We start from the raw sequence: 14853 nt of genomic DNA, 5'->3' as shown, positions 1-14853 counted from the left end.
GCCTTCGGCCTCGTCTCGGGCGGCATCGTGCTCTGGGGCCTCGTCGACCTCGGCCGCTACCTCGCCGACCGCACCGGCCTCGGCGTCTTCGGCGAGCCGCTGCTGCTCGGGCTCGCCACCCTCGCCCGGGTGGTCGTGCTGGTCGCGGTGGCCACCGTGGTCTGGGTGCCGATCGGCGTGCGGATCGGCTTCTCGCCCCGGCTGACCAGGATCGCCCAGCCCGTCGTCCAGGTGCTGGCCGGCTTCCCGGCCAACTTCGTCTTCCCGCTGGTGGTCTGGCTGCTGCTGCGCACCGGGGTGTCGATCGACCTCGGCGGCATCCTGCTGATGGCCCTCGGCTCCCAGTGGTACATCCTGTTCAACGCCATCGCCGGTGCCATGGCCGTCCCCGCCGACCTGCGCGAGGCGATGGACGACCTCGGCGTGCGCGGCCGGCAGCGCTGGCGGCGGCTGATCATCCCCGGGATCTTCCCGGCGTACGTCACCGGCGGCATCACCGCCTCCGGCGGCGCCTGGAACGCCTCCATCGTCGCCGAGGTGGTCACCTTCGGCTCCACCACGCTCACCGCGACCGGCCTCGGCGCGTACATCGCCCGGGCCGCCGAGCACGGCGACCACCCGCGCCTGCTCGCCGGGGTCGCGGTGATGAGCCTGTACGTCGTCGCCCTCAACCGTCTGCTCTGGCGCCGGCTGTACCGGCTGGCCGAGCGCCGCTACTCGCTGTAGTCCGGAGTCCGCCGATGCGCTTCCCCTTCCGCCGCCGCCCCGCCGAGCCCGGTCCCGCCGAGCCCGCTCCCGTCCCGCGCGGGGAGGGCCCGCACGACGACGACCGGCACGGCGACGACCGGCACGGCGACGACGAGGTCCTGCTGGAGACCGTCGGCCTGACCAAGGCCTACGCCGGGGCCGCCGGCGAACTGCCGGTGCTCTCCGGCATCGACCTGACCGTGCGGGCCGGCGAGATCGTCGCCGTGCTCGGCCGCTCGGGCTCCGGCAAGTCCACCCTGCTGCGTTGCCTGGCCGGCCTGATCCCGCCCAGCTCCGGCACCGTCCGCTACCGCGGCACCCCGCTCACCGGCGCCAACCCCGGCACCGCGCTGGTCTTCCAGACCTTCGCGCTGCTGCCCTGGCTGACCGTCCGGCAGAACGTCGAGCTCGGCCTGGAGGCCCGCGGGGTGCCGCCCCGGGAGCGCGCCCGGGCCGCCGCCCAGGCCATCGACCTGATCGGCCTCACCGGCTTCGGGTCCGCCTACCCCAAGGAGCTCTCCGGCGGCATGCGCCAGCGGGTCGGCTTCGCCCGGGCGCTGGTCGTCGAACCGGACGTGCTGATGATGGACGAGCCGTTCTCCGCCCTCGACGTGCTCACCGCCGAGAACCTGCGCGGCGAGCTGATGGAGCTGTGGGACTCCGGCCAGTTCCCGACCCGGGCCGTCGTGCTGGTCACCCACAACATCGAGGAGGCGGTGCTGATGGCCGACCGCGTCGTGGTCCTCGGCGCCCGCCCGTACGGGACCATCCGGGAGACCGTCGAGGTCGACCTGGAGCGGCCGCGCGACCGCGACTCGGCCGCCTTCGACGAGCGGGTGGACCGGGTGTACCGGATCATGACCGGCCGCCCCAAGGACACCCGGCCGCCCGGCCGCACCGACCAACCCGACCAGCCGGACCCGGATCGCCGCACCGTCGCCAGCACCCCGCTGCCCACCGCCGGTGTCGACGGCCTCTCCGGTCTCGCCGAGACGATCGCCCACCGGGGCGGCAGCTGCGACCTGGCCGGCCTCGCCGACGAACTCGGCCTGGACATCGACGACCTGCTCCCCCAGGTCGACGCCCTCGACCTGCTCGGCTTCGCCGAGGTCCACGGCGACGACCTGCTGCTCACCGACGCCGGCGCCGCCTACACCGGGGCCGACGCCCAGGACTCCCGTGCCGTCTTCGCCGCCGCGGCCCTGGAGGTGCCGCTGATCAAGCTGATCGCCAACAGCCTGGGCGACCGGCCCGGCGCCACCGTCCGCACCGGCTTCCTGCGCGACCTGCTCGGCCGCCACTACACCGTCGAACAGACCGACCGGCAGCTGGAGACCGCGACCGACTGGGGCCGCTACGCGGGGCTCTTCGCGTACGACGCCGACCGGCAGGAGTACCGGCTGGACGCTCCGGAGCGCTGAGGGTTCAGCCGGTCGCCGGGCGGCTGAGGGTTCAGCCCGTCGCCGGGCGGCGGCGCACCGCGCGGGCCGCCCGGGCGAAGGGCTGCGGCGCGGTCGCCCCGGCCGGGGCGGCGCCGTCGTCGTCACCGCCGTCGCGGCGGGCGGGCAGGTCGTGGGCGATCAGCGCGGCCTCGGCGAGCAGCCCGCTCACCTCGGTGGCCCGGTAGAAGATCCGGGTCCCCTCCCGGCGCGCCACCACCAGCCCGGCCGCCCGGAGCTTCGCCAGGTGCTGCGAGGTCGCCGCGACGTGCGCCCCCAGCAGCTCGGCCAGCTCGCTCACCGGCAGCTCCCGGCGGCTCAGCGCCCACAGCAGCCGGTACCGCGACGGGTCGGCCACCGCCTTCAGCACCGCCACCGCCCGCTCCGCCGCATCGGCGTCCCAGGCCTCTTCCCGCGCACCACCCATACAGGGATCGTACCGAGCCGTACGCGGGCACCCGGAGCCGGGAATCCCCGCCGCCCGCGCCGACGGCGGCCGCCGGGTGAATGAAGCGCGACAGAACCGGGGGGACGGGCCGCGGCGGCGCCTAGCCTGGGCCTGGGCCCGGCCGGAACTGCGCACCGGCCGGGCGGAGTTGGTCCTGTCCGCCGCGAGGAAGGGTCGGCCGTGGCTGCCATCAGTGTGATTCCGGGCGACGGCATCGGCCCCGAGGTGGTCGAGTCCGCGCTGCGGCTGGTCGAGGCGTTCGGCCTGGGGCTGGACGTCGACGTGCTGGACCACGTGGGCGCGGAGCGCTACCGCCGGGAGGGCGTGGCGCTGGGCGAGGCGGACCTGGCCCGGGTGGCGGCGAGCGGCGCGGTGCTGCTCGGCGCGATCGGGCGGCCGGACCTGGAGCACACCGGGTACGTGCGCGACGTCCTGCTGGAGCTGCGGTACGCCTTCGACCTGTACGCCAACTACCGTCCGGTGCGGCTGTGGCACGACCGGCTCAGCCCGCTGCGGGACCCGGCCAGGCGCGCCCTGGACTGCGTGATCGTCCGGGAGAACACCGAGGGGCTCTACAGCGGCATCGGCGGGAACCTCCGCGCCTCCTCCGACCACGAGGTGGCCGTCGACGCGGACGTCAACACCCGGCACGGCGTCTCCCGGATCCTGGACTTCGCCTTCGCCACCGCCCGCCGGGAGGTCTGCCTGGTGGACAAGGCCAACGCGGTGCGGGCCGGCGGCCGGCTCTGGCAGGAGTGCTGGCGGCGGGCCGCCGAGCGCCACCCCGGCCCGGCCACCCGGCACCTGTACGTCGACGCCGCCGCGATGAAGCTGGTCACCGAGCCCGAGCGCTTCGACGTCATCGTGGCCAGCAACTCGCACGGCGACATCCTCAGCGACCTCGCGGCCGCGCTGGCGGGCGGGATCGGGCTGGCGCCCTCGGCGAGCCTCAACCCGGAGAGCGGCTTCGGGATGTTCGAGCCGGTGCACGGCTCGGCGCCGGACATCGCCGGCCGGGGCGTCGCCAACCCCTTCGCCTGCCTGCTGACCACCGCGCTGCTGCTGCGCCACCTCGGCCACGACACGGAGGCGGCCGCGACCGAGGCGGCTGTCGCCGGATCGATCGCGGCCGGACGGACCACCCCGGACCTCGGCGGCACGCTGAGCACCCGGGAGGCGACGCGCGCGGTCCTCGCCGCCCTGTGACGGCGCCCGCCGGGGGCCGGGGCAGCGGGCTCAGGGGGCCGGGTACGCCTCGGGCTCCAGGGTCGAGCTGGTCCGGATCACCTCGGCGACGGTCAACTCGTAGAACGCGTACCACTTCTCCTTCCCCTGTTGCTGGGCGTTGTGGTGCTCCACGTCGGCGCGCCACCGCGCCAGCGTCTCGGGGTCGCGCCACCACACCAGGGCCAGGCGTTCGCCGTCCTCGGTCTCGTAGTTCTTGACCTGGACGAGGTCGTCCCCGTAGACCGCCCGCACCTTCGTGGCGAGGTAGTCCTCCGTCGTCTCGTACTCGTGGTCGTACCGCTCCGAGAAGCGCGACCTGAAAACGACCAGAATCACCGTTGATCTCCCGTCAGTTCCGGCTGATGACACGACAGTTCAAGTGGATCACGCGGTTCGCCCGGGCTCGCGCGGCTCAGCCGGCCCCGGCGAACGCCCGCAGCTGCGGGTCGGGCAGCTCGGCGGCACCGGCGCCGTGCCGGCTGAGGATCCGCCGGGCCAGCTCGCGCAGCCGGTGCTCCTCGGTGAGCGCCAGGGAGTAGCTCTCCTCGCTGAACGCGCAGCGCTCGTACAGGGGTCGGAACCGCTCCGGCATCAGGTCGACCAGTCGGCGCGCGATGGCCTCCTCCGCCTCGTGCCGGGGGTCCGGCAGCCGGGACATCGTCCAGTAGTGCCGGTAGGAGATGTCCGCGATCGCGTCGCCGTCGCCCTTGCGGATCCGCTCGTACGCGGCGAAGGCCCGTTCCCAGTCCCGCTCCCGGTCCAGGCAGGCGACCAGGGTGCGGACGTCCTCGAAGGCGGCGTTCATGCCCTGGCCCATGAACGGCGCCATGGCGTGGCAGGAGTCGCCGACCAGCGCGGCCGTGCCGCCCAGGACCCACCGGTCGCACCGGGTGAGCCGGACGGCGGAGACCGGCTTGGCCGCCAACTGCTCCTCCAGGTCCGGGATTCCGGCCGCCAGCCGGGGGAAGACGGCGGCGAACTGCTCGGCCAGCGCCCGCCCGCCGACCGCGGCCCGGTAGGACGGGCGCGGGCCCTCCCGCCGGAAGAACACCGAGCCCGCGAAGCGCCGGCTGGACACCTGCGGGAAGGCCCCGAACAGCGCGTCCCCGGCCGGCCAGTAGTGCATCACCCCGCGGTCGCAGTCGGGCAGGTCCAGGACGACCTCCTGGTAGGCCAGTTCCAGGGTGCTCACCCGCGCCCGGGCGCCCCGTTCGACGAGGGCGCCGCGCACCGCCGAGTGGACGCCGTCGCAGCCGATGACGTGCCGGCACCGCACCCACCGCTCGGCGCCGCCCGCCCCGACCAGCAGCGCGGGCGCCGCCGGGTCGACGGCCAGCACCGGGTGGTCGAAGCGCAGGTCGACCCCCGGCTCGGCCTCGGCCGCGTCCAGCAGCAGCCGGTGCAGCGACTGCCGCTCGACCGCCCAGATCGCCGCGCCGTCCCGGCTGTACGGGGTGACGGCGGTGCTGCCGTCCGGCAGGTGCCCGCACCGGCCGGTGATCGGCGCGCAGATCCGCCGCACCGCCGCTTCCAGGCCGAGTTCCCGCAGCACCCGCCGGCCCCGCTCGGAGAGGATCACCATCAGCGACCGGCCCTGTCCGGCCGGGATCCGCCGGGGGTCCGCGTGCCGTTCCAGGACGGTCACCCGGCCGTGGCGCCGGGCCAGGTACAGCGCGGCGACCGGGCCGGCCAGCCCGGCCCCGACCACCACGATGCCGCCGCCCGCCGTCGCGGGCCCGTACGAGTCGCTCATCGGGGCCTCCCGCCGCTACCAGCTGACCGGGAGCTCGCGGACGCCGTAGGCCACCCCGTCGTACTTGAACGGGACGTCGGCGAAGTCGACGGCCAGGCGCAGCGTGGGGATCCGCCGGTAGAGCGTGCCGTAGACGGTCTGCAGTTCGAGGACGGCCAGCGGGCGGCCCAGACAGTGGTGGGGGCCGAAGCCGAACGCCAGGTGGTGCGCGGCGTCCCGGGTGATGTCGAGGCGGTCCGGGTCGGGGAAGTTGTCCGGGTCCCGGTTGGCCAGTTCGCTGGTCAGGATGATGCCCTCGCCGGCCCGGATGACGACGTCCCCGACGGTGATGTCCTCCAGGGCGACCCGGCGGCGGCCGGAGTGCGAGATGTTGAGGTAGCGCAGCAGTTCGTCGACGGCGCGGTTGACCACGCCCGGGTCGTCGGTCTCCCGCAGCACCGCCAGCTGCTCGGGGTTGCGCAGCAGGGCGAGCGTGCCGAGGGCGATCATGTTCCCCGTGGTCTCCAGGCCGGCGACCAGCAGCGTCATGGAGATGTACGACAGCTGTTCGGGGCTGAGCGCGCCGGGGCGGACCTGGGTCTCGATCACCTCGGAGATCAGGCCGTCGGCGGGCTCGCGCAGCTGCCGGTCGATCAGCTCCCGCAGGTAGCCGCGCAGGGCCTCCTGGGCACCGACCACCATGTCGGGCGAGCTGTCCCGGTGCAGCATCCGGGTGCTCTCGTCCTGGAAGAACTCGTGGTCGGCGTACGGGACGCCGAGCATCCGGCAGATCACCTTGGTGGAGGTCGGGAAGGCGAGGCCACCGACCAGGTCGGCGGGCCGGGGCCGGGTGAGGAACTCGTCGATGAGCCCGTTGACGATGTCGGCGACCTCGTCCTTGAGCGCGTCGATGTTGCGGATCGCGAAGGGCGGGGAGACCATCCGGCGCTGGCGGGCGTGCTCGGGGTCGTCGAGGGCGACGAAGGAGCGGCCGTCCTTGCGCCGTTCGCGGCTGCCCAGGTCGAAGTGCGGATAGCCGGACCTGGTCGAGTCGGCGCTGACCCGGGGGTCGACCAGGAGCTTGCGCCCGAGGTCGTAGCCGGTGACCAGCCAGGGGGTGCTGCCGTCCCAGAGCCGGACCCGGACCGGGCCGGCGCCGAGCTCGCGCATGGCGGAGGGCGGGTCGAAGGGGCAGGCGGGCTCCTTCAGGATGGGGAAGCGGGTCGGCTGCCCGGTCGCGGACCCGCCGGCGGAGTCGCCGGAGTCGGTTGCGGACCCGGTCGCGGAACCGGTCGCGTCGTCGGTGGTCACGGAATCTCCCTTCCTCGCCGCGCCGCGCGGGGTGTCCCGCCGGGCGGCCCTTCGTGGTGTGTCACCCGTGCAGGGCTCGGGCGATCTCCCGCAGGTCCTGTGCCGCGAGGACCGAGCGGATCGGCACGCGCACCCCGAGCTCCTCGCGCAGCGCGCCGATCAGCCGCCCCGCCAGCAGTGAATTCCCGCCCAGGTCGAAGAAGTTGGCCTCCGGCTCGACCCGCGGCAGGTCGAGCAGCCGGGCGATCGTGCGGTACAGCCGCTCCTCCCGGGAACCGGGCTCCGCTCCGCCGACAGCCGGTGGGGCGGCTTGCCCGGGCGCACCGTCCGGCGCGGAACGGTCCGGCGCGGAACGGTCCAGGGCGGCGCGGTCGATCTTGCCGTTCGGGGTGGTGGGGAAGGCGTCGAGCACCTCGATCCGGGCCGGCACCATGAACTCCGGCAGCACGTCGGCGAGTCGGGCGCGCAGCGCCGCGGGGTCGAGGACGGCGCCGGGGCTCGGGGTGACGTAGCCGACCAGGCGCGCGTCGGCCTGGCCGCCCCGTACCAGCACCGCGGCCAGGTCCACGTCGGGCTGCCGGGTGAGCCGGTCCTCGATCTCGCCCAACTCGACCCGGAAGCCGCGCAGTTTGACCTGTCCGTCGGCCCGGCCGGCGAAGTGGAACCGGCCGTCGGCGGTGCGCCGGCCGCGGTCGCCCGAGCGGTACATCCGGGCGCCGGGGGGCCCGAACGGGTCGGGCAGGAAGCGGGCCGCGGTCAGCCCGGGGCGGCCGACGTAGCCGCGGGCCAGCCCGGTGCCGCCCAGGTAGAGCTCGCCCTCCGCCCCGTCGGCCACCGGCCGCAGCCGCTCGTCCAGCACGTACACCCGAGCCCCGGCCCAGGGGACGCCGATGTCGACCCCGTCCGCCGCGTCGATCGGCCCGGCGAGGGTGCAGCCGACGGTCACCTCGGTGGGGCCGTAGCCGTTGAACATCCGGCGCCCCGGCGCCCAGGCATCCAGCAGCGCCGGGGTGCAGGCGTCGCCGGTGGAGGTCACCGTGCCACCCCGGAGCACGTTCTGACTGTCCGTCACACTCAACGCGGCGGGCGGCAGGGTGGCGTGGTCGATCGCGTGCCTGGCCAGCGTCCCGTGCAGGGCGTCGCCCGGCAGCAGGTCCTCGTCGTCGGCGACCACCAGGGCGGCGCCGTGCAGCAGGGCCAGCGAGAGGTCCCAGAACCCGGCGTCGAAGCTGACCGAGGCCCAGGACAGCACCCGCTCGCCGGGGGCCGGGCGCAGGTGCTCGGCCTGGGTGGCGACCAGGTCGGCGACACCCTCCTGGGGGACGGCGACGCCCTTCGGGGTGCCGGTGGAGCCGGAGGTGTAGATCACGTACAGCAGGTGGTGCGGCGACAGCGGAGCCCGCCGCTCGTCCTGCCGGACGTTCCCGTCGCCGTACCGGGCGCAGGCCGCCGCGCACTCCTCGGAGTCGAGCACGATCTCGTCCAGCTCCACGCCCTCGGGCCGGGCGGCCGCGGTGCGCAGCAGCAGTCGCGGTGCCGCGTCCCGCACCATGAAGGCCTTGCGGGACGCGGGGTAGCGGGGGTCGAGCGGCAGGTAGGCGCCGCCCGCCTTGAGCACGGCCAGCTGGGCCACCACCAGCTCGGGCGAGCGCGGCACGGCCAGCGCCACCAGGTGGTCCGGGCCGACGCCGCGGTCGATCAGCAGCCGGGCCAGCCGGTTGGCCCGGGCGTTGAGCGGGCCGTAGTCGAGCGCGGTGTCCCGGTACAGCACGGCCGTCGCCCCGGGGCGGAGCGCCGCCTGCTCCTCGAACAGGTCGGCGACCGTACGGGCTCGGGCGGCCGCGGGTGCGGCCACCGTACGGACGGGCGCGGTCACGGCGCCTCGCCCAGCCGCGGGCGGACCTCGGTGGCGAACAGCTTCAGGCTGCGCGACATGCTCTCCAGCGACTGCTGGCCGTAGTCGAGCTGGAACAGCACCACATCGGTACCCAACTCGGCTTCGATGCTTCGCAGTTGCTCGACGGCGCTGCGGGGCGAGCCGATCACCGCCAGGCCCGCCGCCTCGCTGGGGCCGGCCTGGTGCTTGTCCACCATGGCCTCGCGGTAGCCCTGGTAGGAGGTCGAGCTGCGGTCGCGCCAGGACTCCGCGGCCGCGCCGAAGGCGTCCCAGTGCCGGCGCAGCGCGGCGTTGCCCTCCGCCACGGCCTCCTCGTCGGAGTCGGCCAGGTACAGCGCGACGCTGATCGCGACCTGGGGCCGGCGGCCGGCGTTCTTCGGCGCCGCGGCGAAGCGCTGCCGGTACAGGTCGATCATCTCCCGTACCTGGCCGACCTGTTCGCGGCTGGGCGCGGAGGCGATCAGCAGGTTGTAGCCGGAGTCGCCGATCCACTCGAAGCTGGAGCGGGTGATCAGCGCGGCGGCCCACACCGGGGGGTGGGGGTCCTGGGTGGGCAGCGGGAGGGAGTCGGCGTCCCGGTAGCGGAAGAAGGGGGTGTCCTCGCTGACCCGGGACTCGGTCCACAGCCGCACCACCGCGTCCACCACCGCCCGGAACCGGTCCTTGCTGCTGTCCAGGTCGATGCCGAAGGCGTCGAACTCGTACGGCAGGAAGGCGCGGGCGAAGCCGACGTCCAGCCGACCGCCGCTGAGCGCGTCGAGCTGCGCGGTGCGGGCCGCGAGCTGGATCGGGTGGTGGAAGGAGGCCTGGATGCCGCCGGTCATCAGCCGCACCCGGCTGGTGCGCGCGGCGACGGCGGAGAGGAAGGCGAGCGGGTCGGGGCAGTAGCCGCCGTAGGCGTGCAGGTAGTGCTCGGTCATCTTGACGTACTCGAGGCCGAGGTCGTCGGCCAGTTCGGACACCGCCAGCAGGTTGCCGTAGTACTCCTCGGCGCTGCGCACCGACGGCGGGGTGTCGGGCAGCAGGGATATTCCGTAGGTCGTCATCTCTGGGCCTCCGTGGTCGGGTCCGGTGGTGCGTCGGGCAGGGCGCCGCGGCCGCCGAGGGACCAGTACGCGCGCAGTCCGTGGACCAGCGGCCGCGGCCGTCCGCCGTCCGCCGCGGCCCGGTAGACCTCGCCGAAGAGCACCACGTGGTCGGCGACGGTCACCGAGCCGGTGATCCGGCAGTCGGCGACGGAGTGCGCGGCCCGGTCGAGGTGCGGGCCGGCCCAGTCCGGGCGGGCGGTCCACTCGACGTGCTCGAAGCGGTCGGGCCCCCGGGCGGCGAAGAGTTCGGCGACGGCGCGGGCCCGGTCGTCGAGCAGGTTCACCGCGAAGCCGCCGCTCCGTTCGAGGACGGCGAGGGTACGGCTGGAGCGCTGCATGCACACCAGCAGGGTGGGCGGGTCGGCCGACACGCTGGAGATCGCCGTGCAGGTCGTGCCGTACGGCCGGCCGGCCTCGTCCGCGGCGGTGATGACGGCGACGCCGGCGGGGAAGCCCGCCATCAGGGTTCTGAACGCGGTCGCGGAGACCGGTCCGGCCGTCGTGCGGCCGCCGGCCCCCGTCATGGGCGTGGGGGGCATGGGGAGGAACCTCCTGGCGTCCCGTCGGGAACCGACGGTCGCGCTGTCCTCGGTCACGGTGTACGTCCTGGTCACGGCGTACGTCCTGGTGCGCGGCCTGGTCCTCGGCCGCCGCACACCGACTCTGGCACGGGCCCCGGCCGGGCCGTTCGCCGGAAAAAGATTTGCGAAAGAGGCGCTCCGCCCGCGCTGGTCGGGGCGGCCGGGCGGGGGCCGGGGCGGCTTGCACCACGTCGGGCGCCAGGGCGGCGGCGATCAGCCCGGTGTCCCCGGTGGCGGCCGCGAGCCGGAAGGCCGCCACCGCCTCCCGGTGGCGCTCCGGCTCCACCGGGTGCCGCTCCAGCGGGGACCGCACCTTCTGCCGGGCCCGGCTGGCCAGCTTCTTGGCGGTGGTCCGGCTGCGGTCGAGGAGCGCGCCGATCTCGTCGAAGGGCACCCCGAAGACGTCGTGCAGGACGAACGCGACCCGCTCGGCCGGGCTCAGCGCGTGCAGGACCACCCGCAGCGCGAGGCCCACCGACTCGGCCGCCAGCGCCTCCTGTTCCGGGTCCGCCTCCGCGCCGGGGCCGCAGGTGTGCGTCAACTCCTCTCCCCCGCAGCGCTGTTGGCTCCCCGACCGGCTGCGCAGCGCGTCCAGGCAGACCCGGGAGGCGACGGTGCGGATCCAGCCGGGCAGGTTGCGCACCGCCGTGGTGTCGGCGCGGTCCAGCCTCAGCCAGGTCTCCTGCACCGCGTCCTCGGCCTCCTCCCGGGAGCCGAGGATGCGGTACGCGAGCCCCAGCAGCGCCGTTCGGCTCTCCTCGAAGAACTCCGCCAGTGATTGGCGCTGATCCATCGGTCACCTTCCGGGTTCACGGTCCGTCGTACTGATGACCCGCGCACCGCGGGGCTTGTGACTCACGACCGTTCGAAGGAGAGTTCCGATGGCGGAGGCCGTTGCCGGGATCCCCGCGCACACCGCGGGCACCCGGAGCATCGACAGGGCCGGCTCGGCGGCGCGTCGCACCGCCCCGTCCGCCGCGGTCGGCGGGACCGCGCAGCTCACCCCGGACGTCCGGGCCCCGCTCGACGCCTCCTGAGCCCGGCCCGGCGGGACGCCCTCTGCCCGTGTGAGGTACGGGCAGAGGGCACCGGCCGCACGCCGGGGTGGCGGCGTGCCGGCTGCGCGGCGTACGGGCTTCGCGGTGTGCCGTCCGCGCGGGGTGTCAGCCGCGGTCGGCGCCGCCGGTCACAGGCCGTCCGCCTCCAGGATGTAGCCGCGGCCCCACACCGTCCGGATGCAGAGGCCGACCTCGGAGATCCGCCTCCGCAGCCGCATGATCTGCAGGTCCAGGGCGTTCCTGGAGATCGCTCCGGTGGCCCTGACCACCTGCTGCTCCAGCTCGGCCCGGTACACCACCTCGCCGTAGTGGGCGACGAGTTCCTCCATGATCCCCACCTGGGTGGTGGAGATGGCGACCGAGTTGCCGCCGAAGCAGAGCACCCCGGTGGAGTCGACGGTCGGGACCCTGCGCCCGTACACGCGTTGGGACAGCGCCTGGATGCGCGCCTCGACGTCCCCGCGCGGGGCCGGCGACCTGATCCAGTCCTCCCCGGGGTCGACGCACACGGGAGCGTCATTGCCGGCCTCCACGACGAGCAGGCAGGGAATTCCCGCCTTTCGGCAGTGATTCCGTTTGTCCGCCTCGATGGGCCATCGTATTAACGTGACACCTTTGCTCAAGGGTGTCTCCCTCGTCAGAGAAAAAGGCAGTCTCGGCTTTCCTTGCTTTCTCGTACGAACCGCCCCGAAGGCAGTGGGAATCGACGCCCGGCGCGGCTCACGGCCGGGCCCGCCGCCTCCCCGCCACAGCGGGGCGCCGCAAGGCCCGGTTGCACACGTTCACCGACTGGTAAGCACACGTTTCGCTGCGGGGCACTCGGCCCTCGGCAGCGCCGTGCCCGCCCCCTGGAATCCGGGAGCGGGCGCGACGTACCGGTGGTTCGGACCACCTCCTACCTTGCCCGAGCTCTATCCGCGCACCCGCGTGACGTGGGTCACGGACGGGGGCGCAGACCCTTTCCGGCCACCGTCACCTCGTCGGCGGACGAACCGCCCGCCGGACGGGGTCCGGCCGACCCCGCAGAGGCCGGCCCCGCGGAGGCCGGCTCCGCGGCGCTCGGCTCCGGAGCACCCGACTCCGGGGTGGTCGGCTCCGGGGCGGCCGACGGCAGCCCGGCGCGCTGCCGGAACCCGGTCCAGGCCAGCACCGCCGCCACCGCCGTGGCGGCCGCGGCGATCCCGATCGACAGCTGGTAGCCGTGCAGGAAGGAGTCGACGGCCGGCTGCCGGAACGGCTCGCCGAGCGCCTCCACCACCGTGTGCAGCCGGCCGCCGCCGACGTCCCGCGACCGCTCCAGCACCTGGGCCCGCTGGGCCCCGTCCAACCCGGCCGTCTTCTCCTGCCAGGCGGAGACCGCCGAGTTGACGCCGACGGCGCCCAGCACCGCGAGGCACACCGAACTGCCGATCTGCCGCGAGGCGTTCAGCACGCCCGAGGCGGCGCCGGAGGCCCCCGCGGGCACGTCCCGCATGGCCACGTGGGTCACGGCGGGCACGAAGGTGCCGAACCCCCCGCCGTACAGCACGTACCCGAGCGCGCTGACCGCGAAGGGCGTGGTCCCGGCCCGGCTGAGCAGGAACACCCCGACCGCGGCCAGCAGGATCCCCGAGGTGGCCACCGTCACCGAGCGGAACCGCGAGTCCAGGCGGCCGCCGAACTGCGCCATGGTGAGGAACGGGATGTTCATGAACAGCCACGACAGCCCGGTGCGCAGCACCGACCAGCCCGCCACGTCCTGGAAGTACAGCGTCACCCAGAACAGCGCGCCGCTCATGCCGCCGTAGCACAGCAGGTAGATCCCCGAGGCGCTCGCGAAGCTGCGCGCGCGCAGCAGGGCGGGCGGCATCATCGGGTACGGGGCACGGCGCTCCCAGCCGAAGAAGGCCAGCAGCAGGGCCACCCCCGCCATCAGCGGGAACGCCACCACGGCCGCGCCCCACGGGTGGTCGGCGGACTCGACGAAGCCGAGCGTGAGGCAGACCAGCCCGAGCGCGCTGAGCACGATCCCCGGCACGTCGAGCCGGCGGGCCTGCGGGTTGCGCGACTCCCGCACCGCCAGGAAGGTGCAGGCGATGCCCAGGGCGGCGAAGGGCAGGTTGATCCAGAAGACCGACTGCCAGCCGAAGAAGGTCAGCAGGATGCCCCCGCCGACCGGGCCGGCGCCGAAGCCGGTGCCGCCGATCGCCGCCCAGGCGCCGATCGCGGAGGCCCGCCGCTCCTTCGGGTAGGTCTCCGTGATGATGGACAGCCCCAGCGCGAGCATCGCGGCCCCGCCCACGCCCTGCACCGCCCGGAAGGCGATCAGCGAGAGCGCGTTCCAGGCCACGGCGCAGGCGACGACGCCGATCGAGAAGACGACCATCCCGGCCAGGAAGACCCGCTTGCGGCCGTACCGGTCGCCGAGCGCCCCGCCGGCCGGGATGACCGCGGCCAGGCTCAGCGAGTACGCGCTGATCACCCACTCCAACTCGGCGGCGCCCATGTGCAGTTCGCTCTGCATCGACGGGAGGGCCACGTTCACGATGGTCAGGTCGAGCGAGGTCATGAACGTGGCCATGCACATCGCGAACAGGGTCAGCCGCCGGCGTCGCGACTCCGTGAGGGAGAGGGTCATGGCCTCTCGCCCCTCCGGAGTCGTGTGATATGTGTGATACCCAGTGTGATCATCCCGCGCTCCAAGTAAGGTCCACGAACGACGGGGGCGGCTCACCGCCCCCGTAGTGATGACCCCTCCCGACCGAGGAATGTGACCGTGCCCGACCACGATCGGCTGGCAGAGCAGTTCGAGCGGCACCGGCCGCACATGCGGGCCGTGGCGTACCGCATGCTCGGCTCGCACGCGGAGTCCGAGGACGCCGTCCAGGAGACCTGGATCAGACTCAGCCGCAGCGACGCCGACGAGGTGGCGAACCTCGCCGGCTGGCTCACCACGGTGATCGGCCGGATCTGTCTGAACATCCTCCGCTCCCGCGCCGCCCGGCCCGAGGACCCGGTCGGGGTGCACCTGCCGGACGTCGTCGTCGGGCAGGAGCCGTCCAACGGCCCGGAGGACGAGGCGCTGCTGAGCGACTCGGTCAGCCTCGCCCTGCTGATCGTGCTGGACACCCTCGCCCCGGCCGAGCGGGTCTCCTTCGTCCTGCACGACATGTTCCACCTGCCCTTCGACGAGATCGCGGCCGTCGTCGGGAAGACCCCGGCGGCGGCCCGCAAGCTCGCCAGCCGGGGGCGCCGCCGGGTGCAGGAGGAGCGCGAGGCGGACTCCGGCGGCGACTTCGCGACCCGCCGCACGCTGGTGAACGCCTTCTTCGCGGCGGCCCGGGAC

At 74.3% G+C, this 14853-nt stretch carries 14 protein-coding genes and 1 pseudogene; 5 read left to right on the top strand and 10 right to left on the bottom strand.

What is annotated here, in order from left to right:
* Nucleotides 1-726 (top strand): ABC transporter permease subunit (locus ACFU6K_RS11985; RefSeq protein ID WP_380662430.1); only part of this gene is annotated, 726 nt, incomplete at its 5' end.
* Between the two features lie 14 nt (nt 727-740).
* Nucleotides 741-2168: a nitrate/sulfonate/bicarbonate ABC transporter ATP-binding protein gene (locus ACFU6K_RS11980; RefSeq protein WP_380662429.1), complete on the top strand. Its 1428-nt coding sequence runs from the start codon at nt 741-743 to the stop codon at nt 2166-2168.
* 31 nt (nt 2169-2199) lie between these two features.
* Here the strand turns inward: ACFU6K_RS11980 and ACFU6K_RS11975 are convergent, their stop codons facing one another.
* Nucleotides 2200-2613: an ArsR/SmtB family transcription factor gene (locus tag ACFU6K_RS11975; RefSeq protein WP_380662428.1), complete on the bottom strand. Its 414-nt coding sequence runs from the start codon at nt 2611-2613 to the stop codon at nt 2200-2202.
* Between the two features lie 201 nt (nt 2614-2814).
* On the opposite strand from ACFU6K_RS11975, the gene ACFU6K_RS11970 reads away from it, so the two are divergent.
* Nucleotides 2815-3840 carry an isocitrate/isopropylmalate dehydrogenase family protein gene (locus tag ACFU6K_RS11970; protein ID WP_380662427.1) on the top strand — a complete coding sequence of 342 codons (1026 nt, stop codon included), beginning with the start codon at nt 2815-2817 and terminating at the stop codon, nt 3838-3840.
* 30 nt (nt 3841-3870) lie between these two features.
* Here ACFU6K_RS11970 and ACFU6K_RS11965 read toward each other — a convergent pair whose 3' ends face one another.
* The 7 genes and pseudogenes from ACFU6K_RS11965 to ACFU6K_RS11935 form a co-directional block, all read right to left on the bottom strand.
* Nucleotides 3871-4197, bottom strand: a complete 327-nt coding sequence (locus ACFU6K_RS11965) for an antibiotic biosynthesis monooxygenase family protein (RefSeq protein WP_380662426.1) — start codon at nt 4195-4197, stop codon at nt 3871-3873.
* 76 nt (nt 4198-4273) lie between these two features.
* Nucleotides 4274-5614 (bottom strand): FAD-dependent oxidoreductase, encoded by a 1341-nt coding sequence (locus ACFU6K_RS11960; protein ID WP_380662425.1) that lies wholly within the window; start codon nt 5612-5614, stop codon nt 4274-4276.
* Nucleotides 5615-5629: 15 nt separating this feature from the next.
* Nucleotides 5630-6805, bottom strand: a complete 1176-nt coding sequence (locus tag ACFU6K_RS11955) for a cytochrome P450 (protein WP_380662433.1) — start codon at nt 6803-6805, stop codon at nt 5630-5632.
* A 160-nt stretch (nt 6806-6965) separates the two neighbouring features.
* Nucleotides 6966-8780: a non-ribosomal peptide synthetase gene (locus tag ACFU6K_RS11950; RefSeq protein WP_380662424.1), complete on the bottom strand. Its 1815-nt coding sequence runs from the start codon at nt 8778-8780 to the stop codon at nt 6966-6968.
* Entirely contained in the window at nt 8777-9847 is a 1071-nt protein-coding gene (locus ACFU6K_RS11945; RefSeq protein WP_380662432.1) for an LLM class flavin-dependent oxidoreductase, read from the bottom strand. Before ACFU6K_RS11945 ends, ACFU6K_RS11950 begins: the two co-directional genes overlap by 4 nt.
* Nucleotides 9844-10428: a flavin reductase family protein gene (locus tag ACFU6K_RS11940; RefSeq protein ID WP_380662431.1), complete on the bottom strand. Its 585-nt coding sequence runs from the start codon at nt 10426-10428 to the stop codon at nt 9844-9846. The genes ACFU6K_RS11945 and ACFU6K_RS11940 overlap by 4 nt, the downstream gene beginning before the upstream one ends.
* A 403-nt stretch (nt 10429-10831) precedes the next feature.
* Nucleotides 10832-11263 (bottom strand): annotated as a pseudogene (locus ACFU6K_RS11935) (sigma-70 family RNA polymerase sigma factor); the annotation flags it as partial.
* An 88-nt stretch (nt 11264-11351) separates the two neighbouring features.
* On the opposite strand from ACFU6K_RS11935, the gene ACFU6K_RS11930 reads away from it, so the two are divergent.
* Nucleotides 11352-11507, top strand: coding sequence for a hypothetical protein (locus ACFU6K_RS11930; RefSeq protein ID WP_380662423.1), 156 nt, complete (start codon nt 11352-11354; stop codon nt 11505-11507).
* Nucleotides 11508-11656: 149 nt separating this feature from the next.
* Here the strand turns inward: ACFU6K_RS11930 and ACFU6K_RS11925 are convergent, their stop codons facing one another.
* Both ACFU6K_RS11925 and ACFU6K_RS11920 read right to left on the bottom strand, forming a co-directional pair.
* Nucleotides 11657-12037 carry a winged helix-turn-helix domain-containing protein gene (locus ACFU6K_RS11925; protein ID WP_198959425.1) on the bottom strand — a complete coding sequence of 127 codons (381 nt, stop codon included), beginning with the start codon at nt 12035-12037 and terminating at the stop codon, nt 11657-11659.
* Between the two features lie 428 nt (nt 12038-12465).
* The gene (locus tag ACFU6K_RS11920) at nt 12466-14145 is read right to left on the bottom strand and encodes an MFS transporter (RefSeq protein WP_380662422.1); all 1680 of its coding nucleotides are present in this window, start codon (nt 14143-14145) and stop codon (nt 12466-12468) included.
* Nucleotides 14146-14283: 138 nt separating this feature from the next.
* Here ACFU6K_RS11920 and ACFU6K_RS11915 point away from each other — a divergent pair.
* The coding region (locus ACFU6K_RS11915; RefSeq protein ID WP_380662421.1) for a sigma-70 family RNA polymerase sigma factor at nt 14284-14853 on the top strand (570 nt) is incomplete at its 3' end.

This window comes from Kitasatospora sp. NPDC057512, from assembly GCF_042802135.1.
In the GTDB taxonomy this organism is placed as follows: Bacteria; Actinomycetota; Actinomycetes; order Streptomycetales; family Streptomycetaceae; genus Kitasatospora.
This window is presented reverse-complemented; position numbering and strand designations above follow the sequence as displayed.

What these genes read in the sequence shown, in the direction of transcription:
- ACFU6K_RS11940 (WP_380662431.1), bottom strand. Translation starts at nt 10,428, where the DNA reads ATGCCCCCCACGCCCATGACGGGGGCCGGCGGCCGCACGACGGCCGGA.
- ACFU6K_RS11980 (WP_380662429.1), top strand. Translation starts at nt 741, where the DNA reads ATGCGCTTCCCCTTCCGCCGCCGCCCCGCCGAGCCCGGTCCCGCCGAG.
- ACFU6K_RS11920 (WP_380662422.1), bottom strand. Translation starts at nt 14,145, where the DNA reads ATGACCCTCTCCCTCACGGAGTCGCGACGCCGGCGGCTGACCCTGTTC.
- ACFU6K_RS11945 (WP_380662432.1), bottom strand. Translation starts at nt 9,847, where the DNA reads ATGACGACCTACGGAATATCCCTGCTGCCCGACACCCCGCCGTCGGTG.
- ACFU6K_RS11975 (WP_380662428.1), bottom strand. Translation starts at nt 2,613, where the DNA reads ATGGGTGGTGCGCGGGAAGAGGCCTGGGACGCCGATGCGGCGGAGCGG.
- ACFU6K_RS11960 (WP_380662425.1), bottom strand. Translation starts at nt 5,614, where the DNA reads ATGAGCGACTCGTACGGGCCCGCGACGGCGGGCGGCGGCATCGTGGTG.
- ACFU6K_RS11930 (WP_380662423.1), top strand. Translation starts at nt 11,352, where the DNA reads ATGGCGGAGGCCGTTGCCGGGATCCCCGCGCACACCGCGGGCACCCGG.